Origin of the sequence: Priestia iocasae, from assembly GCF_016909075.1 — a bacterium.
Lineage (GTDB): Bacteria > Bacillota > Bacilli > Bacillales > Bacillaceae_H > Priestia > Priestia iocasae.
Map to the genome: position 1 here is coordinate 62,316 of NZ_JAFBFC010000007.1, position 24,125 is coordinate 86,440.

Genomic DNA, 24,125 nt, shown 5'->3' on the forward strand with positions numbered 1-24,125 from the left:
AAATGACAGAAGAAAAAGTATATGATGTCATTATTATTGGAGCAGGTCCAGCTGGTATGACTGCCGCTGTTTATACTTCTCGTGCAAATTTATCAACATTAATGATTGAACGTGGAGTACCAGGTGGTCAAATGGCTAACACAGAAGAGGTTGAAAACTATCCAGGTTATGATCACATTTTAGGTCCAGACCTATCAAATAAAATGTTTGAACATGCAAAGAAATTCGGAGCAGAGTATGCTTACGGTGATATTAAAGAAGTTGTTGATGGTGAAGAGTACAAAACTGTACGTGCAGGTAGCAAAGAATATAAAGCGCGTGCGGTCATTATTGCAACTGGTGCCGAGTATAAGAAAATCGGTGTACCAGGTGAAAAAGAGCTTGGTGGTCGAGGGGTTTCTTATTGTGCAGTATGTGACGGAGCATTTTTCAAAGGCAAAGAGCTTGTTGTTGTCGGTGGAGGAGACTCTGCAGTTGAAGAAGGTGTTTATTTAACACGCTTCGCTTCAAAAGTAACCATTGTTCACCGTCGTGATCAATTACGTGCCCAAAAGATTCTACAACAACGTGCATTTGACAACGAAAAAGTAGACTTCATTTGGAATCACACAATCAAAGAAATTAAAGACCAAGATGGTAAAGTAGGTAGCGTAACATTAGTGAGCACTGAAAATGGTGAAGAAACAGAATTCAAAACAGATGGTGTGTTCATCTATATTGGAATGGTTCCATTAACAAAACCATTTGAATCATTAAACATTACAAATGAAAATGGTTATATTGAGACAAATGAAAACATGGAAACAAAAGTTCCTGGTATCTTTGCCGCTGGTGATGTGCGTGAAAAAGCACTTCGCCAAATTGTAACAGCTACTGGTGATGGTAGTATTGCAGCACAAACAGCACAGCATTATGTAGAAGAATTAGTTGAAAAGTTAAAGGCAACAAACTAATTTGAACATGTAGAAAAAGGGGCTTCTTTCCTGTCAAATAGGTAGGACAAATAGACGTATATTAAAACGTAATTCGGTTTTAATTGTTCTGTAACACTGCTGAAACATTAATAAGGTACTATGTAAATAGTAATTGACCCCCTTTTATAAAATATATTTGTTTGGAGCACAGGAACGATATCTGTGCTCCTTTTTTTTATGTATGGATGTTTGTTTTCAGAAAAGTATGAAAGACAGGGGCGTTTGCGTTGAGACTCTTAATTAGTTCATAGTATAATGAATGTATATGCATATTGACTAGTTCAGTAAAAAAACAAGGAAAGTCTTTTTGTTTCGGTGTATAAACTATAAAAAAATAGATCTTTTTTCTAAAGAGTTGTTGTTTTTAACTTCGCTTCTTGAAGTAAGGCAAAGTAGGAGAATGAAGCGAAAGCACCGTGCGCTAACAGAATAAGCGAATAGAAGTGAAACCGCTCTTCACTGTTTGGTAAGCAGCAACAGCATTTATAAGAATAGCTAAAATATAGAGGTGGAAACGATGCAAAGGGTCACAAACTGTGTATTAGTGAAAGACAACCAAGTATTATTACTTCAAAAGCCACGACGTAATTGGTGGGTGGCCCCAGGAGGGAAGATGGAGCAAGGGGAGTCAATAAAAGATTCTGTTGTACGTGAATATCGAGAAGAAACGGGAATATATTTAAAAAACCCTACGATAAAAGGGGTATTTACTTTTACGATGAAGGAAAATGACAAAATTACATCTGAGTGGATGATGTTTACTTTTTTTGCTACAGATTTTGATGGGACAAATGTGCTAGAATCAGAAGAAGGTAAGCTAGGCTGGCACGACCTATCAGATGTCAGTGAGCTACCGATGGCACCAGGTGACTATCATATTATTGATTATGTAGCAAAAGGTTCTGGAGTCATTTATGGAAACTTTACGTATACAACCGACTTCGAGCTTTTATCTTACCGAATTGATCCTTGCTAACAATTTGGTTAAACACTTTTGGTAGGGTGTAGATAAACAGAGAAGGATTGTATGATTGGTTATAGAGTGTTTATGATTTATTTTAAGGTTTAATAGGGGGCAAAAGAAATGAGTGTTGGTTCTGTAAGCGATGTTCAGTTAGTCATTATTACAGGGATGTCAGGTGCAGGGAAAACCGTTGCGATTCAAAGCTTTGAGGATTTAGGCTTTTTTTGTGTAGACAATCTTCCCCCAACGTTATTACCCAAATTTCTTGAGTTAATGAAAGAGTCAGGGAATAAAATGAATAAAGTAGCGCTTGTAATGGACTTGCGTGGCCGCGAATTCTTTGAGAGCTTATTTGAAGGACTTGATAATATTGCTGAAACAACATGGATTGCGCCGCAAATTCTATTCCTTGATGCGAAGGACAGCGTACTTGTTACAAGATATAAAGAGACGAGACGTTCACATCCTCTTGCTCAAACAGGGTTACCTTTAGACGGTATTCAAACAGAGAGAGAGTTACTTGAAGAATTAAAAGGTCGAGCTCAGCTTATTTACGATACATCTGAGTTAAAGCCGCGCGATCTTCGTGATAAAATCATTAAGCAATTTTCAAGTCATGCCTCTCAGGTGTTTACGGTTAACGTGATGTCATTTGGATTTAAATATGGAATACCAATAGACGCTGATTTGGTATTTGATGTTCGCTTCTTACCAAATCCACATTATATTGATCATATGAGACCGAAAACAGGGTTAGAAGAAGAAGTATCAACCTACGTGCTAAAGTGGAATGAGACTCAGAAGTTTATTGAAAAAGTGTTGGATCTACTTACATTTATGTTGCCGCAATATAAGCGTGAAGGAAAGAGTCAGCTTGTGATTGCGATTGGTTGTACAGGAGGTCAGCACCGTTCAGTGGCTTTAGCAGAGCATATTGGGCATCACTTTAATGAAGAATACAAAACCCACATTTCTCATCGAGACATCGAGAGGAGAAAGGACAAATATAGATGAAAAACGAACGGCATCCTAAGGTTGTTGTCATTGGGGGAGGAACCGGGCTATCTGTTTTATTAAGAGGATTGAAGAATTATCCTCTTGATATTACAGCTATTGTAACGGTTGCAGATGATGGAGGAAGTTCAGGAAGGTTAAGAGATGAACTAGAGATTCCTGCTCCCGGAGACATTCGAAATGTACTCGTGGCACTATCAGATGTAGAGCCTCTTGTGGAGGAATTGTTTCAGCATCGCTTTGGAGCTGGCAATGAACTAACGGGTCATTCTTTGGGGAATTTATTGCTTGCAGCCATGACTTCTATTACAGGTGACTTTGTACACGCTATTCGTGAAATGAGTAAAGTACTAAATGTGAGAGGAAAGGTGTTGCCTGCTGCAAACCGCAGTGTCGTTCTTCATGCTGAGATGATGGATGGATCAATTGTGGAAGGTGAGTCGAAAATTCCAAAGGCAGGTAAGCAAATAAAGCGAGTGTTTTTATCTCCACCAGATGTGAAGCCATTAGTGGAAACCATCAAGGCTATTCGTCGAGCAGATTTAATTATTTTGGGTCCAGGTAGTCTGTATACGAGCATCATACCGAACTTACTTGTCCCAGAAATTGCTGAAGAGATATGCAAAGCAACAGCGAAGAAGCTTTATGTGTGCAATGTCATGACCCAGTTTGGAGAAACAATGGGCTATACAGCAAGTGATCATGTAAAAGCGCTTTACTCACATATGCCTGTTCCTTTTCTTGATTCCATTATTGTTAATAATGGGCCTATTCCATTAAAGCTTAAGCAACGCTATGAAATCGAGCAAGCACAGCCAGTTGAATATGATCAAAATCAATTGCTCAAATTAGGACTACATGTGATGGAAGATCATATTATTCAATATGATGGGAATGTTATTCGTCATAACACGAAGAAAGTGGCAGAGTTAATCTTTCATTCGCTTCAACCTTCTTATACGAATAAAAAAGAATAAGTAAGTGCAAACGCGTGCACGTGAAGAAAATGAAATCTATAATAGATGGACGATGATCTTTTAAAATCATTTTGGCCTAATATAGAAGAGCTTTAGTAGTGAATGGAGGTGCAGAATTGTCATTTGCATCAGAAACAAAAAAAGAATTAACCAATTTAGAAGTAAAAGGATGCTGTGCAAAAGCAGAGCTATCAGCCTTAATTCGAATGAACGGATTATTATCTTTTTCAAATCGAAATTTAACGCTAGATGTTCAGACTGAAAATGCAGCGATTGCGAGAAGAATTTACACGCTACTAAAGAAGTGTTATGAAGTATCTGTAGAATTACTCGTTCGTAAGAAGATGCGTTTGAAAAAAAATAATGTCTACATTGTTCGTTTAATTGAAAAAGCACGAACAATCTTAGAAGATTTAAAGATATTAAATGAAGATTTTACCTTTATTCGTTCTATTTCAGACGACCTTATTAAGAAAAAATGTTGTAAGCGTTCTTATTTGCGTGGAGCCTTTTTAGCTGGTGGGTCGATTAATAATCCTGAAACGTCTTCTTATCACGTTGAAATCTTTTCTCTCTATAAAGAACATAATGATTCTCTTTGTGAATTGATGAACGTTTTTGGTTTAAATAGTAAAACACTTGAACGTAAGAAAGGATTCATTACGTATTTAAAAGAAGCAGAAAAGATTACAGAGTTTTTGAGCATTATTGGTGCTCATAGTGCATTGCTTCGATTTGAAGATGTTCGAATTGTTCGTGATATGCGTAACTCTGTGAATCGACTGGTGAATTGTGAAACAGCTAATTTGAATAAGACAATTGGAGCAGCTATTCGTCAAGTTGATAATATTCGTTATATCGAGGAAACCGTTGGTCTCGATGTTCTGCCAGATAAGTTAAAAGAAATTGCTCGATTACGTGTCGAATATCAAGATGTGACATTAAAAGAGTTAGGTGAAATGGTATCAGGTGGACAGATTAGTAAGTCAGGAATTAACCATCGGTTACGTAAAATTGATGAGATTGCTGACAAGTTAAGAGCAGGTCAGCCTGTATAAGGTAGAGAGGCTTTTATTATAGAAGATAAACAAGGGGTATAGAGGAGGAATTTTAATGGTAGAAAAACAAGTAGATGTATTATTAAAGACTGGATTACAAGCACGTCCGGCTGCGTTATTTGTACAAGAGGCAAATCGCTTTACATCAGATGTATATCTAGAAAAAGACGGAAAGAAAGTAAATGCAAAAAGTATTATGGGGTTAATGAGTTTAGCGGTTGGGGCAGGCTCGACAGTCACATTAATTGCTGATGGGGCAGATGAGCAAGAAGCGCTTGAAGCGTTAGTATCTTATGTAAAACAAGAGAACTAAATTGATAAAAAACCCCTGCCCATCTATTTCATCCTAGTATGATCTAGCTTGGACAGGGGTTTTTAGCATTTTTAAAAGGAGTGCATGTGCACTCCTTTTAAAAACACTTATTTAGGGTCATTTGTTAATACTTTGTCAATTAAACCATAATCTAGTGCTTTTTCAGCTGTCATGAAGTTATCACGATCTGTATCACGCTCAATTACTTCAATTGGTTGACCTGTACGTTCTGCTAAGATGGTATTTAGCTTTTCGCGTAAGAAAAGAATGCGTTTTGCAGCAATTTCAATTTCTGTTGCTTGACCTTGTGCACCACCTAATGGTTGGTGAATCATCACTTCACTGTTTGGTAATGCGAAACGCTTACCTGGTTCACCAGCAGCAAGTAAGAAAGCACCCATTGATGCAGCCATACCAATACAAATTGTTGATACTTTTGGTTTGATAAATTGCATTGTGTCATAGATTGCCATACCTGCTGTAATTGAACCACCAGGGCTGTTGATGTATAAAGAGATATCTTTTTCTGGATCTTCTGCAGCTAAAAATAGAAGCTGAGAAACAATTGAATTTGCCACATTGTCATCAATGGCACTACCTAGCATGATAATGCGGTCTTTTAGTAAGCGTGAGTAAATATCATAAGCACGTTCGCCACGGTTAGTTTGTTCAATAACTGTAGGAATTAAATTCATTCAAATTCCTCCTTAACAAGAATAATTTGTTATGTAACTTTATAATACATCTAAGGTCAATAAAGGTCAAACAAAAGAACTTACTTTACATGTATTCGCTCTTCTTCATATGTATTCCTTTTTGTTTTGTTTGAACATACTAAAAGTTTTTCCCTTGTTTTGCTAAAAATAAACGTCTGATTCACTTGAAAAGATTGCATTTGTTGCCTATAATGATGATTACAATAATAGAAATTGGCCCTCGTAGTGTAGTGGATAGCACAAGAGATTCCGGTTCTCTTAGGGTGGGTTCGAATCCTGTCGAGGGCGTCTATGTTAAAAGAGACTGTGTATATGATACACAGTCTCTTTTTTGTGCCAAGATGATAAAATTTTTTAATACATATAACATTTTCATTATTTCATCCGACCTATACAATGAAGGGGTGGTACCTTTGTCATGGTTGCCAAATAGTCAATAATCGTTTAAAACAAAAAGTAGTAGGAAAATGACAGCTAGGGAGGAAGAAACATGAAATCAATGAATAAATTCTTTATTGTTAGTGCTTGTTTAGCACTTCTTTTATCTGCATGTGGGACAGGTAGTCAATCAAATGGATCGTCTCAACCAGCAAAAAATACTTCAACAACTGAACAAAGTGAGCCGGCTGCTAACGAAGTAGAAGATGGGTCAAGTGAAGAAGAAGCGACAGAACAATCTTCATCAACTGAAGGCACAGAAACCACACAAGAATCAGTTGAGCAGACAGAAGAACAAGCATCTTCTAAAGAAGTTGAAGAAGATGTAACAACTGTAACGAGTGAAAACCAAGGTTATTCGATTCAACTCTTAGATGGCTATGAATTAATGGAAGAAGAGCCACGTAAAGACGTGATCGCGTTAACAGAAGATGAGCATACATTTATGCGCATTGAAATGATTCCAGAAGATATGACAATTGAAGAAGCAGAAGAAAACATGAAGCAATTGGCGATGGCTATTGACGTGAACACGAAGCCTCGTGAAGAATTTAGCAGAGAAGGCATGTTGCAAGATGCTATATGGTATGAATCATACACAGAAGAAGATGCGATTCATTCTATTTTAGTAAAAGGTACTACTCCAATGCAGCTAACTATTTATACAGCAAAAGACCAAAATCATGTAGAGCCATTTTTGGAGATGGCGAGCACAATTAAAAAATAAAAGAGTGATCGTAAACGTAAAAAAACTTCGTAACTTACCTGTTACGAAGTTTTTGTGCATACAATGATAAAAAGCTCAGTTTGCCGAAACTGAGCAGAAAGTAAGTGCGGTGCTTGACCGCAATATAAACTAATCATATCATGGGTAACTCCCTATGAATACAGGTAGTTGTTCCCTCCACATGAAATTTATTCTTCAGTATGCCTACTTTAAACATAGTAAGCAATCCAGAAACCTCCACTGACGGAAAGTTCAGTTTATAGTACAATAGAAAAAAGGGGAGAGACAAGATGCAAATAGGTTTATTTCAACAACAGTCGCTACGGTTAGCGATGTCAAAAGAGTTGTCACAGGCTATTTCTTTACTACAATATTCATCTCTCGAAGTGCTTGCGTTTCTCCAAGAGCAGGCGCTACATAATCCTCTCATCGATTTTCACGAGCCTAATTTTTCCGTTCAGCAAAACCGTCAATATCAAGCTAAATCAAGTCAAGATTATCAAAATATAGGGTTAAAAGAGAGAGAGACATTAACGGATCATTTAAATTTGCAACTCATGCTCGTTAAGATGAGTGAAGAGGAACGTATATGCATAGCTTACTTAATTCAAAGTTTAGATGATAATGGATATTTAACAGAAGAAGTAGATGTCATTGCGCAAGCATTAAATCAACAGGTAGAGGTTGTTGAAAAAGCGTTAGCCACTATTCAACAATTAGAGCCAGCAGGTGTTGGTGCACGTAGCTTACAAGAGTGTTTAATTCTTCAATTAAAAAGAAAACAACGATTAACACCAGAAGCAGAGTTAGTACTAACCCAACATTTTGAAGAGTTTGCTTATAAAAAATGGCCTCAACTTGTAAAGAAACTTCATCTATCTCTTATGCAGTTAAAACAAATTCACGATGATATCTTTGTGTTGAATCCAAGACCAGGCTTATCTTATGTGCATGATCATGAAAAATTCATTATCCCTGATTTTATTGTGAAGCGTGAAAGCAATCGTCTAGCAGCTTATGCAAATGAAGACATTGAACTTAATGTCAGTATTAATAATCAATATGAACAAAGCTTATCTGACCAGCATCATCCGGAAGTGGTGTCGTATTTACAAGAGAAATATCGAGAAATTCACTGGATTGTCAAAGGACTTCATACACGAAAAAAAACGTTAAAAGACATTATGGATGCATTGTTAATCGAACAGCGTACTTTCTTTGAAAAAGGACCTCACTATTTAAAGCCTCTTACAATGAAAGAACTAGCTTCGATGATAGATGTTCATGAATCGACTATTAGCCGTGCTACAAAAAATAAATACATTCAAACACCGTTTGGTACGTTTGATATGAAGTATTTCTTTACAAACAGCATTCAATCAACCGTTGATGCTGATACATCTGCCACATATGTAAAGGCGTTAATTCAGCAATTAGTTGATCAAGAAGATAAGAAAAAGCCCCGATCTGATCAGCAGATTGTGGATTTATTAGAAAAAGACCATAATATTGTCATCTCAAGGCGAACGGTTGCAAAATACCGTGAACAGTTAAATATTTTATCCTCATCAAAGCGTAAAACGTTTTAAGAAGGAACGTTTGTTTTTAGAAGTCATATCATTCAGAGTATCCCTTACTCTGCAAGTTAGTGAAAGTTTACAACTAAGCGGGTGAGGGGTGTTAAACTGAAAAGGTATTTTCTTCATTCTAGTTGTAGGGAGAAAGATAACGAATGGAAATTATGATGTATACAAGACAGATATGTCCACTTTGTGAGAAAGCAAAAGTGGTGATGGAAGAGCTTCAAGAAGAATTTGCGTTCTCTTTTAAAGAACAAGATATCTATAAAGATGATCAATTATTAGAGAAGTATCAACTGATGATTCCGGTTATTGAGGTTGATGGGATAGTAGTTGCATACGGGCAAATTAAAAAAGATTTCATAAGAAAGCGTTTACTTGAAAAAATGGGTGTTTGATTAGTTGAATAACCGATTCACTCCTGTTAGAATGTACTTGTAACAGGGTGAATTTTTTTTACGTTAAGTGGGACACAATATGTCTATGCGGGACTTTTTATGCCCACCTAGTTTGCGCCTTAAGGGGATTTTTACATGCACTCTTTAGTAGAAGTACAACAAAAATTATTACCTGATCTTCTGTCCGTTATGCAAAAGCGATACCAAATCTTGCAATACATACGTCTCATGCAACCAATTGGTCGAAGAAATCTATCCACTAGTTTAGGTTTAACAGAACGCGTGTTGCGAAGTGAAGTGACATTTTTAAAAGAACAAGATTTAGTTGAGATTCATTCTTCTGGTATGACGCTTACGCATGAAGGAGAAGAGCTTCTGATTAAGTTAGAAGAAGTAATGAAAGAAGTTTCAGGGCTACGTTTATTGGAAACAACATTAAAAGAGGCGTTTTCCTTATCACATGTGATTGTCGTTCCTGGAGACAGCGATAAATCATCATGGGTGAAGAAAGAGATGGGTAGAGCATCTGTTGCATGTATAAAAGAACGACTTATTGGTAAAAAAAATATCGTCGCTGTTACAGGTGGAACCACGCTAGCTGCTGTAGCTGACATGATGACACCAGATCCTAAACAACGTGATGTCTTGTTTGTGCCGGCACGAGGTGGTCTTGGGGAAAATGTTCAAAACCAGGCTAACACCATTTGTGCCAAGATGGCAGAAGGCTCATCTGGGCAATATCGCTTGCTTCATGTACCTGATCAATTAAGCGACGAAGCTTATAAATCCATCGCTGAAGAACCGTCCATTAAAGAAATGATGCACTTAATCAAGTCTGCTGGTATGGTTGTTCATGGGATAGGAGATGCTATGACAATGGCAGAACGTCGTAAAACCTCTCAAGAAGATTTGGGAAAAATTGAAGAAGGTCATGCGGTAGGAGAAGCATTTGGTTACTACTTTAATCAAAGTGGAGAAGTTGTTCATAAAGTTAAAACAGTAGGCATACAACTGGATGATTTAAAGAACAATAAATGTGTTATTGCCGTTGCAGGTGGTTCATCGAAAGCAAAAGCAATTAAAGCGTTCATGCAACAAGCGCAACATTCTATCTTAATCACGGATGAAGGCGCCGCAAAAGAGTTAGTAAGGGATTTTCATTAATCCCTCATATAAAAACTAAAAAAAAACACTTTTTACAATCAAGGAGGAAATTCTCATGGCAGTAAAAATTGGTATTAACGGTTTCGGTCGTATTGGTCGTAACGTATTCCGCGCAGCTTTAAAGAATTCAAACGTTGAGGTAGTAGCAATCAATGATTTAACAGATGCTAACATGCTAGCTCATCTTTTAAAATACGATTCTGTACATGGTAAATTAGATGCAGAAGTATCTGTTGACGGTAACAACCTAGTAGTAGAAGGTAAAACAATTCAAGTATCTGCTGAGCGTGACCCAGCGAAATTATCTTGGGGAGCTCTTGGAGTAGATATCGTTGTTGAATCTACTGGTTTCTTCACAAAGCGTTCTGATGCAGCGAAACACTTAGAAGCAGGTGCTAAAAAAGTTATCATCTCTGCTCCAGCAACTGACGAAGATATCACAATCGTAATGGGTGTTAACCATGACAAATATGATGCAGCTAACCACAACGTTATCTCAAATGCATCTTGTACAACAAACTGCTTAGCGCCATTCGCTAAAGTATTAAACGACAAGTTCGGTATCAAACGCGGTATGATGACAACTGTTCACTCTTACACAAACGACCAACAAATCTTAGACTTACCTCATAAAGATTACCGTCGTGCTCGTGCAGCAGCTGAAAACATCATCCCAACTTCAACTGGTGCTGCAAAAGCAGTTTCTCTAGTATTACCTGAATTAAAAGGTAAATTAAACGGTGGAGCTATGCGTGTTCCAACTCCAAACGTTTCTTTAGTAGACTTAGTTGCTGAACTTAACACTGAAGTAACAGCTGAAGATGTAAACGCAGCTCTTAAAGAAGCAGCTGAAGGCGATCTTAAAGGTATCCTAGGTTACAGCGAAGAGCCACTAGTATCTGGTGACTACAATGGTAACGCAGCTTCTTCAACAATCGATGCATTATCTACAATGGTAATGGAAGGTCAAATGGTTAAAGTTATCTCTTGGTACGATAACGAGAGCGGATACTCAAACCGTGTAGTTGACCTAGCTGAATACATCGCAGCTCAAGGACTATAAGAAAAGCGAAACAAGCTAGCTTGTATAGGTAGACAGTAAGAAAAGTAAACCTGTGTTTTAGTTATCATTGGATATCTAAAAGCAGAACGACTATAATGAAATTGCCAAGGGGGAGTGGGGAATAGACCCCCTCCTCCTTTATTTATTTTTATGGCTTATGGGGCACCAATAAGAAGCGTCAATGATGCAACTTATCCTTTTAAACAAGCCATATTGCTTTATTGCTTAGTTCCAAAATTAAAAAGGAGGCCTTTTGAAGATGAACAAACAAACTTTAAAAGACATCGATGTAAAAGGAAAACGAGTATTTTGCCGTGTTGACTTTAACGTACCAATGAAAGACGGAAAAGTAACAGACGAAACTCGTATTCGTGCAGCTATCCCTACTATTCAACACTTAGTAGAACAAGGTGCAAAAGTTATTTTAGCAAGCCACCTTGGACGTCCGAAAGGCCAAGTAGTAGAAGAGTTACGTCTTAATGCAGTTGCAGAGCGCTTACAAGATCTTCTTGGTAAGAGCGTTGCAAAAGCAGACGAAGCTTACGGTGAAAATGTAAAACAAATCATTAACAACATGAACGAAGGCGACGTTTTAGTTCTTGAAAACGTTCGTTTTTACCCAGGTGAAGAGAAAAATGATGCTGAGTTAGCAAAAGCATTTGCTGAATTAGCGGATGTATACGTAAATGATGCATTTGGTGCAGCTCACCGTGCTCATGCGTCTACAGAAGGAATTGCTCATCATTTACCAGCTGTTGCAGGTCTATTAATGGAAAAAGAGCTAGATGTATTAGGTAAAGCATTATCTAATCCAGATCGTCCGTTTACAGCTATTGTTGGTGGAGCAAAAGTAAAAGACAAGATCGGTGTTATTGAAAGCCTACTTGAAAAAGTAGACAACCTAATCATCGGTGGAGGTCTTTCTTATACGTTCATCAAAGCAAATGGCCATGAAGTAGGTAAGTCACTTCTTGAAGAAGATAAGGTTGATCTTGCTAAATCATTTATGGAAAAAGCAAAAGAAAAAGGTGTTAACTTCTACATGCCAGTTGATGTAGTAGTAGCAGACGATTTCTCAAATGATGCAAACACACAAGTTGTATCAGTAGACAGCATTCCTAGCGATTGGGAAGGCTTAGATGCTGGTCCAAAAACTCGTGAAATCTATGCAGATGTGATCAAAAACTCTAAGCTAGTTATTTGGAATGGACCAATGGGTGTATTCGAATTAGATACATTTGCTAACGGAACAAAAGCAGTAGCAGAAGCTTTAGCAGAAGCAACTGATACATACTCTGTAATCGGTGGCGGAGATTCTGCAGCAGCAGTTGAAAAATTCAACCTTGCTGACAAAATGAGCCATATCTCAACAGGTGGCGGAGCGTCACTCGAATTCATGGAAGGAAAACAACTTCCAGGAGTAACAGCATTAAACGATAAATAAGAAAAGCGTAACAAGCTCGTTTATGTCCATAGGTTGTTGGAGGTCCTGAGAAGAAGTCGCTCTTTGACTTCGTAGGAAGGAGTGAAACAGCCCTAGGACATAGCTGGTGTAGTTAAACAATAAAAAAAGTGTAGCAAGATCGAGGCGTAACGAATGAACAGATTTGAAGACAACAAGCTACTGTTGCTTCTACAGCACCTTCTGCTCATTTCATGCAGTAGCTCTCCTTGCTCCATGTGTAAGACGAACGAATGCAAGTGGGTACTTGTAGTCTTCACAACACGAATAAGAACACTTTTTATATAAAACGTAAAAAGGATGATAATCATGCGTAAACCTATTATTGCAGGTAACTGGAAAATGCATAAAGTTCTTTCTGAGGCAACTAGCTTTGTTGAAGAAGTAAAAGGACTTGTGCCAACAGCTGACAGCGTAGAGTCAGTTGTATGTGCACCTGCATTATTCTTAGATCGTTTAGTAGAAGCAACAAAAGGCACGGATTTAAAAATTGGTGCACAAAACATGCACTTCCAAGAAAGTGGTGCGTACACAGGAGAAGTAAGTCCTGTAGCATTAAATGACCTTGGTGTAAGCTATGTAATCTTAGGTCACTCTGAGCGTCGTGAAATGTTTGCTGAAACAGATGAAACAGTAAACAAAAAGACGATTTCAGCATTCAAACATGGATTACTTCCAATTGTTTGTTGTGGTGAAACAAATGAAGAGCGCGAACAAGATCAAACAAAAGCAGTAGTAGCTGAACAAGTGAAAAAAGCATTACAAGGTTTAGATGAAACTCAAGCGAAGCAAGTTGTCATCGCATATGAGCCAATCTGGGCAATCGGTACAGGAAAATCTTCAACTGCTGAAGATGCAAATGAAGTTTGTGCTTACATCCGTAGCGTTGTAGCTGAGCAATTCTCTCAAGAAGTTGCTGAAGCAGTACGTATCCAATACGGTGGAAGTGTAAAACCAGCAAACATTAAAGAATACATGTCACAATCTGATATTGACGGTGCATTAGTAGGTGGCGCAAGCCTTGAAGCACAGTCATTCGTACAGCTTTTGGAGGCAGGTAAATAATGAGTAAACAACCAGTTGCTTTAATCATCTTAGATGGTTTTGCATTACGCGAAGAAGACAAAGGTAATGCGGTTACTCAAGCAAGCAAGCCAAACTTTGATCGCTACTGGAACCAGTATCCTCATGCTAGTTTAATCGCTGCTGGTGAATCAGTTGGATTACCAGAAGGCCAAATGGGGAACTCTGAAGTAGGACATTTAAATATTGGTGCAGGACGTATCGTTTATCAAAGTTTAACTCGTGTAAATGTTGCGATTCGCGAAGGTGACTTTGCAGAAAACGACACATTCCTAGCAGCCATGAATCATGCAAAAGAAAAAGGCACGGCGCTTCATCTGTTTGGTTTACTTTCAGACGGTGGTGTACACAGCCATATTGAACATTTATATGCACTATTACGTCTTGCGAAAAAACAAGGCTTAGAAAAAGTGTATATTCATGGCTTCCTAGATGGTCGTGACGTTGCACCTCAATCTGCTAAAGGATACATTGATGAGCTAAATGCTAAATTGAACGAGTATGGTGTAGGAGAGATCGCAACTCTTTCAGGACGCTATTACTCAATGGACCGTGATAAGCGTTGGGAGCGTGTAGAAAAAGCATACCGCGCGATGGTTTACGGAGAAGGTCCAACATACAAAAACGCATATGAGTTAATTCAGGATTCATATGAGCACGGCATCTTTGATGAGTTCGTTCTTCCGTCAGTGATGACAAAAGAAGACGGTTCACCAGTTGCAACAATTGAGGATGAGGATGCAGTTATTTTCTATAACTTCCGTCCTGACCGTGCAATCCAAATTTCTAACACATTTACAAATGAAGATTTCCGTTCATTTGATCGTGGTGAAAAGCATCCGAAAAACTTGCATTTCGTATGTTTAACACACTTTAGTGAAACAGTTGATGGATACGTGGCATTTAAACCAGTGAACTTAGATAACACGCTTGGTGAAGTCTTATCACAAAATGGCTTAAAACAACTTCGTATTGCTGAAACAGAAAAGTATCCTCATGTTACATTCTTTATGAGTGGTGGACGTGAAGAAGAATTCCCAGGTGAAACGCGTATTTTAATCGATTCACCAAAAGTAGCTACTTATGATTTAAAACCAGAGATGAGCGCTTATGAAGTAACGGACGCGTTACTAGGCGAAATCGAAGCGGACAAGCATGATGCAATTATTTTAAACTTTGCAAACCCTGATATGGTTGGACATTCAGGTATGCTTGAGCCAACAATCAAGGCAGTCGAAACAGTAGATGAGTGTTTAGGTAAAATCGTAGATGCAATCGTTGCTAAAGGTGGAACGGCAATCATCACAGCAGACCATGGTAACGCTGATGAAGTCATCACACTTGAAGGTAACCCAATGACTGCTCATACGACAAACCCAGTCCCAGTCATCGTTACAAAAGAAGGTATTGAGCTACGTCAAGATGGTATTCTAGGTGATCTAGCACCAACAGTACTAACGCTACTAAACGTAGACCAGCCAAAAGAAATGACAGGAAAAACACTGATTAAGTAAGAAAAGCGAAGGCGACTGTTTAGGCATGAGAGACGTTGGAGCTTCTGGTAGGGAAACTGTTCTTTAGTTTCAATAGCAGAAGTGAAACGACCGAAAGCCTAGGAGCCGTAGCTAGACAGTAAGCAAAGCGGAACAAGCTCGTTCATGTCCATAGGATGTTGGAGATCCTGAGAAGAAGTCGCTCTTTGACTTCGTAGGAAGGATTGAAACAGCCGTAGGACATAGCTTGTGCAGCTAGACAGTAAGCAAAGCGGAACAAGCTCTAGAGCAACAACGTTAAAACGAATTCGTAAATAAAAAAACATTTGATATTCAAAGGAGAGAAAATAACATGTCAATTATTGTTGATGTATACGCACGTGAAGTATTAGATTCTCGCGGTAACCCAACTGTAGAAGTTGAAGTATATACGGAGTCTGGCGCAATGGGTCGCGCTTTAGTACCAAGTGGTGCATCTACTGGTGAATACGAAGCAGTAGAACTACGTGATGGTGACAAAGATCGTTACCTTGGTAAAGGTGTATTAAAAGCGGTTGAGAACGTAAACGAAATCATCGCTCCAGCAATCATCGGTTACGATGTATTTGATCAAGTAGTAATCGACCAAGCGTTAATCGAGCTTGACGGAACTGAAAACAAAGGTAAATTAGGTGCAAACGCAATTCTAGGTGTATCAATGGCAGTTGCTCGTGCAGCAGCAGACTACTATGACATGCCTTTATACCAATACCTTGGTGGCGTGAACGCAAAAACTCTTCCAGTACCAATGATGAACATCATCAACGGTGGAGAGCATGCTGATAACAACGTTGATATCCAAGAATTTATGGTAATGCCTGTAGGTGCTGAAAACTTCAAAGAAGGTTTACGCATGGGAACTGAAATCTTCCATAGCTTAAAATCAGTATTAAAATCTAAAGGTTACAACACAGCAGTAGGTGACGAAGGTGGTTTCGCACCAAACCTTGGTTCAAATGAAGAAGCACTTCAAACAATCATTGAAGCAATCGAAAAAGCTGGTTACAAGCCAGGTGAGCAAGTAATGTTAGCAATGGACGTTGCATCTTCTGAGCTTTACAGCAAAGAAGACGGAAAATACCACTTCAAAGGCGAAGGTGTTGTTCGTACTTCTGCTGAAATGGTTGATTTCTACGAAGAGCTTGTTTCTAAATACCCAATCATTTCAATCGAAGACGGTTTAGATGAAAACGACTGGGATGGTCACAAACTTCTAACTGAGCGTATCGGTACGAAAGTACAATTAGTAGGTGACGATCTATTCGTAACAAATACGAAGAAGCTTGCTGAAGGTATCGAAAAAGGTATCTCTAACTCAATCTTAATCAAAGTTAACCAAATCGGTACATTAACTGAGACATTTGATGCAATCGAAATGGCGAAGCGCGCTGGTTACACAGCAGTTATCTCTCACCGTTCTGGTGAAACTGAAGATAGCACAATTGCTGACATTGCAGTTGCATTAAATGCTGGTCAAATTAAGACTGGTGCTCCATCACGTACAGACCGTGTAGCAAAATACAACCAATTACTTCGCATTGAAGATCAATTAGGTCCAGTTGCTAAGTACGATGGATTAAAATCTTTCTACAATGTAAAAAACTAATCATATAAATAAGGGTGAGCTCTAAAAGCTCACCCTTATTTGTTTTGTTTATTTCCAGTGCTATCTTGTACATGACACAATTTTATGATAAATTATGTTTAAGATAGTGTGCGTATTGATGTAGGAGGTGTATGGCATGCATACAGTACTAATTACTTTACTTGTAATCGTATCGATTGCACTAATTGTAGTGGTATTATTACAATCGGGAAAAAGTGCGGGACTTTCTGGTGCAATTTCAGGTGGTGCTGAAACGTTATTTGGAAAACAAAAAGCACGTGGAATTGATTTAGTATTACACCGAGTAACTATTGTTTTATCTGTATTATTCTTTCTTTTAACTCTTGCAGTAACATACTTTAAAATTTAAAGGCGAGCTCCTAGAGCTGGCCTTTTTTGTTTCTCTTCATTTTATCATAGTGATATAATGAACATTTAACGGAGATTTTACCATTTCTTTTTAAATAAACGATTGTTTAAATAGTGGCTAATCTTGATAAATAAAGAGAGTAGAGAAGTTTAAACGAACGTTTGATTAAAAAACAGTCTTCGTTGCAATCTAATAAGGAATCCAAACAATTGCTTTTCTAATGTATCAAATGAAACAGTTCAAACAAATGAGCGACGTATATATATGAAGGAGTGAAAGAAATGAAAGTTGCAACACCAAAACCATTTACGTTTGAAGGCGGAGAACGAGCCGTACTTTTATTACATGGCTTTACAGGTAATTCTGCCGATGTTAGGATGCTTGGTCGATTCTTAGAGAAGAAAGGGTACACATGTCATGCTCCACATTATAAAGGTCACGGTGTTCCACCGGAAGAACTTGTTCATACTGGTCCAGAAGATTGGTGGCAAGATGTCATGGAAGCCTATCAATTTTTAAAAGATAAAGGACATGAAAGTATTGCGGTTGCTGGTTTGTCGCTAGGAGGCGTATTTTCCTTGAAATTAGGTTACACTGTACCTATAAAGGGTATTGTGCCTATGTGCGCGCCTATGTATATTAAAAGCGAAGAAATCATGTATAAAGGTGTTCTTGAATACGCAAAAGAATATAAAAAGCGTGAAGGAAAAACAACCGAACAAATTGAAAAAGAAATGGAAGAGTTCAAAAAAACGCCGATGAATACATTAAAGGCACTTCAAGGTTTAATCTCAGATGTACGTGAATCGATTGACATGATTTATGCACCAACATTTGTCGTACAAGCTCGTCACGATCATATGATTAATACAGACAGTGCAAACATCATTTATAACGGTGTTGAATCCCCTGTAAAAGATATTAAATGGTATGAAGAATCTGGTCACGTTATTACACTCGATAAAGAGCGCGATCAGTTACATGAAGATGTATATCAATTTTTAGAGTCATTAGATTGGTAAGAATATTGTCATTGTATATATCTATTTATAGATAGGAAGTAGAGAGAAAAGGAGGGAACGCTTTATGGAACAAGAAATGCAACAGCACATTGACCGCTTGCTTTCCTTTATGAAGGAAGAAAGTTATAAACCTTTAACGGTTCAAGAATTAGAAGAGGCATTCGGGATTAAAGATTCTGCTGACTTTAAAGAGTTCGTAAAAGCTCTTGTCATTATGGAAGAAAAAGGTCTCGTGATGCGTTCTCGCAGTAATCGTTATGGCTTACCAGAGAGAATGAATTTTGTACGCGGTAAGCTAACAGGACATGCTAAAGGATTCGCGTTTGTCGTACCTGAGGATAAAGAGGCAAGTGATATTTTTATTCCACCTACTGAGACAAACAATGCGATGCATGGTGATATCGTGCTTGCACGTGTTGTATCAGAATCCTCAGGTGCTCGTCGTGAAGGAACGATTGTAAAAATTATTGAACGCGGCATGCAAGAGGTAGTGGGGACTTATTCACAAAGTAAAAGCTTTGGATTCGTTATTCCTGATGATAAAAAGATTGCAAGTGACATTTTTATCCCCAAAAACGCATCTAAAGGGGCAATTGATGGTCATAAAGTGGTTGTAAAACTAACAAGTTATCCAGAAGGACGTATGAGTGCTGAAGGGGAAATTGTAACGATTTTAGGTCATAAAAATGATCCTGGTGTGGATATCATATCTGTTATACATAAACATGGATTACCACAATCATTTCCTGCTGATGTATTACAGCAAGCAAACGATACGCCAGAAACCATTAGTGAAGACGAAATTAAGAACCGACGTGATTTACGTGATGAAGTCATTGTGACGATTGATGGTGCCGATGCAAAAGACTTAGATGATGCAGTTACCGTAAAAAAACTAGAAAACGGCAACTACAAGTTAGGTGTTCACATTGCTGACGTTTCACACTATGTAACAGAAGGGTCACCAATTGACGTTGAAGCAGCGGACCGTGGAACGAGTATCTATTTGGTTGACCGTGTTATTCCAATGATTCCTCATCGTCTATCAAACGGGATTTGTTCGTTAAATCCACAGGTAGATCGCTTGGTACTTTCCTGTGAGATGGAAGTAAATCAACAAGGTGAAGTTGTTTCAAATGAAATTTTTGAAAGTGTAATTAAAACAACAGAACGAATGACTTATTCAGATGTGAATAAAATTCTTGTGGATAAAGATGAAGAAGTCATGTCGAGATATGAACAGCTTATCCCCATGTTTGAATTAATGGGCGAGTTAGCATCTGTTCTTCGTACGAAGCGTATGGATCGCGGAGCGATTGACTTTGATTTTAAAGAAGCAAAGGTACTTGTTGATAAAGAAGGCCATCCTTATGATGTGGAACTACGTGAACGCTCAGTAGCAGAGCGTTTAATCGAAGAATTTATGTTATTGGCGAATGAAACGGTGGCTGAGCACTTCCATTGGATGAACGTACCGTTTATGTATCGTATTCATGAAGAGCCTAATGCAGAGAAGCTTAGTCGCTTCTTAGAATTTGTCACAAACTTTGGATATGTCGTGAAAGGAACGGGTAACGACATTCATCCTCGAGCGCTTCAAGATATTTTAGAAGCGGTGCAAGGAAATCCAGAAGAAATGGTTGTATCCACAGTGATGCTTCGCTCGATGAAACAAGCGCGTTATGAAGCAGAAAGTTTAGGTCACTTTGGGTTATCAACAGAGTTTTACACACATTTCACATCACCAATTCGACGTTATCCAGACTTAATTGTGCATCGTTTAATTCGTACTTACTTAATTGAAGGAAAAGTAGATGCAGATACACAAGCAAGATGGAAAGAGGACTTACCAGATATTGCGGAACACTCTTCAAATATGGAACGACGAGCTGTGGATGCAGAGCGCGAAACCGATGACATGAAAAAAGCTGAGTTTATGGCTGATAAAATTGGTGAAACGTTTGAAGGAATTATTAGCTCCGTTACAAACTTTGGTATGTTTGTGGAACTATCCAATACAATTGAAGGTCTCGTTCATGTAAGTGACTTAACAGATGATTATTACCGATACGATGAGCGTCATTATGCCATGATTGGTGAACGTACAGGAAATGTGTTCCGTATTGGTGATGAAATTGAAGTAAAAGTAGTTGATGTGAACAAAGATGAGCGATCAATTGACTTTGTTATTGTCGGCATGAAAGAAAGTCGTAAGCGTATTGCGAAAGATCGTCCGACGGTCATTAAAGCGAAGAAACGTGATGACAAACCTTCTAAAAGATCAAAAACAGGTTCAAATGGTAAGAAAGAAAACAGTGTAGATGGTTGGACAACGGAAAAGCCTAAAAAGAAGAAGAAAAAACGCTTCTTTGAAAACGCACCGAAAGCGAAACGTAAAAAGAAACGAAAATAAAGAGTGTGTTTCTTTTACAAAAGGTCTTGCTCACTCAGAGTAAGACCTTCTCGTTTCTACCCACTCATTGTTTTAGAAACATGAATTTGGTAGAATGTAGATTACCGTAGGGAAAGGGGAAGTACGATGCCAAAAGGTGAAGGGAAATTAATTGCGCAAAATAAAAAAGCGCATCATGATTATTTTATTGAAGAAACGTACGAAACAGGTATTGTTCTACAAGGAACAGAAATTAAGTCGATTCGTAATGGACGTGTTAACTTAAAAGATTCATTTGCTCGTGTGCAAAATGGCGAAGTCTTTTTACACAATATGCATGTTAGTCCTTATGAGCAAGGTAACCGTTATAATCATGACCCGCTTCGCACGCGTAAATTACTGTTGCATAAGCGTGAAATCAGTAAGCTAATTGGTTATACGAAAGAAACAGGTTACTCGCTTGTACCACTCAAGCTTTATTTGAAAAATGGTTTCGCAAAGGTTTTATTAGGGTTAGGTAAGGGTAAAAAGAAATATGACAAGCGTGATGACTTGAAGAAGAAAGAAGCAAAACGTGATATTGAGCGCGCATTCCGTGATCGTCAAAAAGATTAGTTTTACAAAAACTTACAATTGCAAAGCTCACATTTTGTGCTATAATAAGAATTGTTGTTAGCCAGTTACAACGTTAACTTTTGCTTAACGAACATTTCCTAGTTACCCTTTTATATATGGGGACGTTACGGATTCGACAGGGATAGTTCGAGCTTGAGTTGCGAGTCGAGGAGATGGCCTCGTAAAAACATCAACGCCAATAATAACTGGCAAATCTAACAATAACTTCGCTTTAGCTGCTTAATAACAGTTTAAAGCGGTTCCTCCCTCCATCGCCCATGTGGTAGGATCAGGGACTCACTTTAAGTGGGCTACGCCGGAGTTCGCCGTCTGAGGACGAAGGAAGAGAACAATCAGACTAGTGACTTGGACGCCTGTCGGTAGGCAGAAAAGATTGCGAATTGCTAATATGCCGACTACACTCGTAGAAGCTTAAGTGCCGATATGTCTGGACGTGGGTTCGACTCCCACCGTCTCCACCAATACATACTTTGGTGGCTACATACGATTATTCACATAAAGCATAGGATAGCCATTTTGGCTAACTTGTGCTTTATTTTTGTTTTCTCTACTTTTACATACAAGAGATGCAATCCATATATAATCAGCGCATACTTTCTAATCAACTCTTTAAATATCCTCAATGATCCAATCTCGCATGAATGGTTCTTTTCCTCCTATGCTTCTTATTTAAATTGGGTTTGATTTAAGTAAAATTTTCTAATTTAGTCATTTTCTTCTTTCCAACGACTTTTAAACTTCTTATAATGAATGAGTTGTCCTATGGTTATCGTGTAAATAAGGGAGAGTTTATATCTTGAAAAAATTCCTAAACAAAAAAGTAGTGAATATGTGGACAAGTACTGCATGATAGCAAGTTATACATAGTCATAACAGTTGGCATCTAATGGTATACAGGAGGAAGAAAATGTTTATTTTTAAAACAATCAAGCATCGAATGGCTATATTACTACTCTTATTAATGATGGGAACGAGTATAATAGGTGGATATTCAATCTATATTCAAAAAGATATGCGAATAAAGTATGAGCATTTTTTGCAATATACAGAAGTAGCAACGCATCTTAAAAATTTTCAATATAAACTTGCAGGTATTTCAAATGATGAGCGAGGATTTTTAGTCAAAAAGGATGTTTCATATGTGGAGCAGATTGACGAAAAACAAAAAGAGGCATTGGAACTACTAGAAAAATCAAAGGTTCTTATCGTAAAAGAAGAACAACAGCTAGTTGTCAACCTAGAAAAAGCTTTTGCCTCTTATATTCAAGCACATGAGGATAGCATTACAGCTTATGAAGATGGAAATCTTCAATTGGCTGAAGAGATTCATTTTATCAATCAACGAACGATTCGAAAAGAAACGTTATCCCCTGCGATTGAAGAATTAGTAGCGTCAATAGACACAGAGGTTCATGAAAGTAAAGTGAAATTGGCTGCTTTAGAGACGAAGAGGACAACGTCTCAAATTGTTTTAATTCTCTCCATTATTTTACTTAGCTTAACAGTAGGTATTCTACTCACTCGTTCCATTATTCAGCCTTTGAAGGAAATGAATATACAGTTTAAGGAGATTGCCTCTGGTAATGGAGATCTGACAAAGGAGATAAAAATACGTACGAATGACGAGCTTGGTGAATTGGCCTCTTCTTTCAATCAATTTTTATCAACTTTACGAACCATCATTATCAATGTGGAACAACATTCAAATAGCGTAGCTTCTTCATCGGTTCAGCTTCAGTCAGGTGCTGAAAGTGTCATAAACGATGTGGAAGCAATCAATCAGTCCATTCAACAATTAACTCATACAGTAGAAACTCAAAATATAATGTCAAATGAATCAGCAACAGCGGTCGAAGAAACGAGCAAAGGTATATCGTCCATTGCTGAAAATGCTTCGAGCGTCTCTGAGCTATCTCATACGGCTTCCATAAAAGCTAACGAAGGAACCGTTGCTATTAATGAATTGGTTGCTCACATTCAATCCTTACGCACAGAAGTGAACGAAACGGCTCACAATATTCAATCCTTAGGCGAAAGGTCTAAAGAGATCGGAAAGATTACCACAATGATTCAAGAGATTTCTGAGCAAACAAACTTATTAGCCCTAAATGCAGCGATTGAAGCGGCACGAGCAGGTGAATCAGGTAGGGGATTTGCGGTCGTAGCAGATGAAGTGCGTAAATTAGCAGAGCAATCTTCTCATTCTACTAAGCAAATTTCAACGTTAATTCAACAAGTACAAGCAGAAACACATGACACGATTCAAGCCATTGAAACGACTAAGCAGATTGTTTCCGATGGCGTTCATTCAGCAGAGCAAACAAATGAGAAATTTAATGAAATATTAAACGCTATGGAAGAAATGAAAGTAGAAATCGAAAACATTTCAGCAACGTCTGAACAAATAAGTGCTGGTTCACAACAAGTAGCTGCTTCGGTTCAAGAAATGGCACATGCATCTACATCGTCATTTCAAATGACAAAACAAGTTGCCGCTTCTTCAGACAGGCAAATGACATCTATTGAATATATGAATAAAACAGCCACTTCGCTTTCTACACTGGCTGGAGAGCTTCAAGAATTAATTAAAAGGTTTAAAGTGCAGTAAGCAATAATAATATTTTAACAAATGGAAA

At 38.0% G+C, this 24,125-nt stretch carries 21 protein-coding genes, 1 tRNA gene and 1 other RNA gene; 22 read left to right on the forward strand and 1 reads right to left on the reverse strand.

Features of this window, described 5'->3' with window-relative positions; translation table 11 throughout:
- The first annotated feature begins 2 nt into the window (after nucleotides 1–2).
- The 6 genes from trxB to JOC83_RS16650 all read left to right on the forward strand — a co-directional run bounded on the left by trxB (nucleotide 3) and on the right by JOC83_RS16650 (nucleotide 5,300).
- Nucleotides 3–953, forward strand: a complete 951-nt coding sequence (gene trxB, locus JOC83_RS16625) for a thioredoxin-disulfide reductase (RefSeq protein WP_205188518.1) — start codon at nucleotides 3–5, stop codon at nucleotides 951–953.
- 538 nt (nucleotides 954–1,491) lie between these two features.
- Nucleotides 1,492–1,950, forward strand: a complete 459-nt coding sequence (locus JOC83_RS16630; protein ID WP_205188519.1) for an 8-oxo-dGTP diphosphatase — start codon at nucleotides 1,492–1,494, stop codon at nucleotides 1,948–1,950.
- Nucleotides 1,951–2,058: 108 nt separating this feature from the next.
- A complete protein-coding gene (gene rapZ / locus JOC83_RS16635; protein ID WP_205188520.1) occupies nucleotides 2,059–2,952 on the forward strand; it encodes an RNase adapter RapZ in 894 nt (297 codons plus the stop codon).
- Nucleotides 2,949–3,929: a gluconeogenesis factor YvcK family protein gene (locus tag JOC83_RS16640; RefSeq protein WP_205188521.1), complete on the forward strand. Its 981-nt coding sequence runs from the start codon at nucleotides 2,949–2,951 to the stop codon at nucleotides 3,927–3,929. The genes rapZ and JOC83_RS16640 overlap by 4 nt, the downstream gene beginning before the upstream one ends.
- Before the next feature lie 116 nt (nucleotides 3,930–4,045).
- Nucleotides 4,046–4,987, forward strand: a complete 942-nt coding sequence (gene whiA, locus JOC83_RS16645) for a DNA-binding protein WhiA (protein WP_205188522.1) — start codon at nucleotides 4,046–4,048, stop codon at nucleotides 4,985–4,987.
- A gap of 55 nt (nucleotides 4,988–5,042) precedes the next feature.
- Entirely contained in the window at nucleotides 5,043–5,300 is a 258-nt protein-coding gene (locus JOC83_RS16650) for an HPr family phosphocarrier protein (protein WP_205188523.1), read from the forward strand.
- A 107-nt stretch (nucleotides 5,301–5,407) separates the two neighbouring features.
- Here JOC83_RS16650 and clpP read toward each other — a convergent pair whose 3' ends face one another.
- The gene (gene clpP, locus JOC83_RS16655; protein ID WP_205188524.1) at nucleotides 5,408–5,995 is read right to left on the reverse strand and encodes an ATP-dependent Clp endopeptidase proteolytic subunit ClpP; all 588 of its coding nucleotides are present in this window, start codon (nucleotides 5,993–5,995) and stop codon (nucleotides 5,408–5,410) included.
- Between the two features lie 237 nt (nucleotides 5,996–6,232).
- Between clpP and JOC83_RS16660 the strand changes: the two genes are divergently transcribed.
- The 16 genes from JOC83_RS16660 to JOC83_RS16735 all read left to right on the forward strand — a co-directional run bounded on the left by JOC83_RS16660 (nucleotide 6,233) and on the right by JOC83_RS16735 (nucleotide 24,097).
- Nucleotides 6,233–6,304: transfer RNA gene (locus tag JOC83_RS16660), tRNA-Arg, on the forward strand.
- A 202-nt stretch (nucleotides 6,305–6,506) separates the two neighbouring features.
- On the forward strand, nucleotides 6,507–7,181 hold the full coding sequence (locus tag JOC83_RS16665; protein ID WP_205188525.1) for a hypothetical protein: 675 nt from the start codon (nucleotides 6,507–6,509) through the stop codon (nucleotides 7,179–7,181).
- Between the two features lie 290 nt (nucleotides 7,182–7,471).
- Nucleotides 7,472–8,770, forward strand: coding sequence for an RNA polymerase factor sigma-54 (gene rpoN / locus JOC83_RS16670; protein WP_205188526.1), 1,299 nt, complete (start codon nucleotides 7,472–7,474; stop codon nucleotides 8,768–8,770).
- Between the two features lie 143 nt (nucleotides 8,771–8,913).
- Nucleotides 8,914–9,159 carry a glutaredoxin family protein gene (locus JOC83_RS16675; protein WP_205188527.1) on the forward strand — a complete coding sequence of 82 codons (246 nt, stop codon included), beginning with the start codon at nucleotides 8,914–8,916 and terminating at the stop codon, nucleotides 9,157–9,159.
- A 135-nt stretch (nucleotides 9,160–9,294) separates the two neighbouring features.
- Nucleotides 9,295–10,323, forward strand: a complete 1,029-nt coding sequence (locus JOC83_RS16680; RefSeq protein ID WP_205188528.1) for a sugar-binding transcriptional regulator — start codon at nucleotides 9,295–9,297, stop codon at nucleotides 10,321–10,323.
- Nucleotides 10,324–10,378: 55 nt separating this feature from the next.
- Nucleotides 10,379–11,386: a type I glyceraldehyde-3-phosphate dehydrogenase gene (gene gap, locus JOC83_RS16685; protein WP_205188529.1), complete on the forward strand. Its 1,008-nt coding sequence runs from the start codon at nucleotides 10,379–10,381 to the stop codon at nucleotides 11,384–11,386.
- A 259-nt stretch (nucleotides 11,387–11,645) separates the two neighbouring features.
- Nucleotides 11,646–12,830, forward strand: a complete 1,185-nt coding sequence (locus tag JOC83_RS16690) for a phosphoglycerate kinase (protein ID WP_205188530.1) — start codon at nucleotides 11,646–11,648, stop codon at nucleotides 12,828–12,830.
- A gap of 327 nt (nucleotides 12,831–13,157) precedes the next feature.
- Nucleotides 13,158–13,913 carry a triose-phosphate isomerase gene (gene tpiA, locus JOC83_RS16695; protein ID WP_205188531.1) on the forward strand — a complete coding sequence of 252 codons (756 nt, stop codon included), beginning with the start codon at nucleotides 13,158–13,160 and terminating at the stop codon, nucleotides 13,911–13,913.
- Nucleotides 13,913–15,445, forward strand: a complete 1,533-nt coding sequence (gene gpmI, locus JOC83_RS16700; RefSeq protein WP_205188532.1) for a 2,3-bisphosphoglycerate-independent phosphoglycerate mutase — start codon at nucleotides 13,913–13,915, stop codon at nucleotides 15,443–15,445. The genes tpiA and gpmI overlap by 1 nt, the downstream gene beginning before the upstream one ends.
- A 331-nt stretch (nucleotides 15,446–15,776) precedes the next feature.
- Nucleotides 15,777–17,069, forward strand: a complete 1,293-nt coding sequence (gene eno / locus JOC83_RS16705) for a phosphopyruvate hydratase (RefSeq protein WP_205188533.1) — start codon at nucleotides 15,777–15,779, stop codon at nucleotides 17,067–17,069.
- A 136-nt stretch (nucleotides 17,070–17,205) separates the two neighbouring features.
- The gene (gene secG / locus JOC83_RS16710) at nucleotides 17,206–17,439 is read left to right on the forward strand and encodes a preprotein translocase subunit SecG (protein WP_205188534.1); all 234 of its coding nucleotides are present in this window, start codon (nucleotides 17,206–17,208) and stop codon (nucleotides 17,437–17,439) included.
- A gap of 281 nt (nucleotides 17,440–17,720) precedes the next feature.
- Nucleotides 17,721–18,461, forward strand: coding sequence for an alpha/beta hydrolase (locus JOC83_RS16715; RefSeq protein ID WP_205188535.1), 741 nt, complete (start codon nucleotides 17,721–17,723; stop codon nucleotides 18,459–18,461).
- Between the two features lie 64 nt (nucleotides 18,462–18,525).
- Entirely contained in the window at nucleotides 18,526–20,874 is a 2,349-nt protein-coding gene (gene rnr / locus JOC83_RS16720; protein ID WP_205188536.1) for a ribonuclease R, read from the forward strand.
- A gap of 126 nt (nucleotides 20,875–21,000) precedes the next feature.
- Entirely contained in the window at nucleotides 21,001–21,468 is a 468-nt protein-coding gene (gene smpB, locus JOC83_RS16725; protein ID WP_205188537.1) for an SsrA-binding protein SmpB, read from the forward strand.
- 118 nt (nucleotides 21,469–21,586) lie between these two features.
- Nucleotides 21,587–21,950: a transfer-messenger RNA gene (ssrA, locus tag JOC83_RS16730) on the forward strand.
- 446 nt (nucleotides 21,951–22,396) lie between these two features.
- A complete protein-coding gene (locus tag JOC83_RS16735) occupies nucleotides 22,397–24,097 on the forward strand; it encodes a methyl-accepting chemotaxis protein (protein ID WP_205188538.1) in 1,701 nt (566 codons plus the stop codon).
- Nucleotides 24,098–24,125: the final 28 nt, after the last annotated feature.

Excerpts from the sequence above, each read along its gene's own strand:
- JOC83_RS16640 (WP_205188521.1), top strand. The coding sequence starts at position 2,949 with ATGAAAAACGAACGGCATCCTAAGGTTGTTGTCATTGGGGGAGGAACC.
- JOC83_RS16675 (WP_205188527.1), top strand. The coding sequence starts at position 8,914 with ATGGAAATTATGATGTATACAAGACAGATATGTCCACTTTGTGAGAAA.
- trxB (WP_205188518.1), top strand. The coding sequence starts at position 3 with ATGACAGAAGAAAAAGTATATGATGTCATTATTATTGGAGCAGGTCCA.
- gap (WP_205188529.1), top strand. The coding sequence starts at position 10,379 with ATGGCAGTAAAAATTGGTATTAACGGTTTCGGTCGTATTGGTCGTAAC.
- JOC83_RS16650 (WP_205188523.1), top strand. The coding sequence starts at position 5,043 with ATGGTAGAAAAACAAGTAGATGTATTATTAAAGACTGGATTACAAGCA.
- smpB (WP_205188537.1), top strand. The coding sequence starts at position 21,001 with ATGCCAAAAGGTGAAGGGAAATTAATTGCGCAAAATAAAAAAGCGCAT.
- tpiA (WP_205188531.1), top strand. The coding sequence starts at position 13,158 with ATGCGTAAACCTATTATTGCAGGTAACTGGAAAATGCATAAAGTTCTT.
- rnr (WP_205188536.1), top strand. The coding sequence starts at position 18,526 with ATGGAACAAGAAATGCAACAGCACATTGACCGCTTGCTTTCCTTTATG.
- eno (WP_205188533.1), top strand. The coding sequence starts at position 15,777 with ATGTCAATTATTGTTGATGTATACGCACGTGAAGTATTAGATTCTCGC.
- secG (WP_205188534.1), top strand. The coding sequence starts at position 17,206 with ATGCATACAGTACTAATTACTTTACTTGTAATCGTATCGATTGCACTA.
- JOC83_RS16690 (WP_205188530.1), top strand. The coding sequence starts at position 11,646 with ATGAACAAACAAACTTTAAAAGACATCGATGTAAAAGGAAAACGAGTA.
- JOC83_RS16715 (WP_205188535.1), top strand. The coding sequence starts at position 17,721 with ATGAAAGTTGCAACACCAAAACCATTTACGTTTGAAGGCGGAGAACGA.
- rapZ (WP_205188520.1), top strand. The coding sequence starts at position 2,059 with ATGAGTGTTGGTTCTGTAAGCGATGTTCAGTTAGTCATTATTACAGGG.
- rpoN (WP_205188526.1), top strand. The coding sequence starts at position 7,472 with ATGCAAATAGGTTTATTTCAACAACAGTCGCTACGGTTAGCGATGTCA.
- gpmI (WP_205188532.1), top strand. The coding sequence starts at position 13,913 with ATGAGTAAACAACCAGTTGCTTTAATCATCTTAGATGGTTTTGCATTA.
- JOC83_RS16680 (WP_205188528.1), top strand. The coding sequence starts at position 9,295 with ATGCACTCTTTAGTAGAAGTACAACAAAAATTATTACCTGATCTTCTG.
- JOC83_RS16630 (WP_205188519.1), top strand. The coding sequence starts at position 1,492 with ATGCAAAGGGTCACAAACTGTGTATTAGTGAAAGACAACCAAGTATTA.
- JOC83_RS16665 (WP_205188525.1), top strand. The coding sequence starts at position 6,507 with ATGAAATCAATGAATAAATTCTTTATTGTTAGTGCTTGTTTAGCACTT.
- JOC83_RS16735 (WP_205188538.1), top strand. The coding sequence starts at position 22,397 with ATGTTTATTTTTAAAACAATCAAGCATCGAATGGCTATATTACTACTC.
- clpP (WP_205188524.1), bottom strand. The coding sequence starts at position 5,995 with ATGAATTTAATTCCTACAGTTATTGAACAAACTAACCGTGGCGAACGT.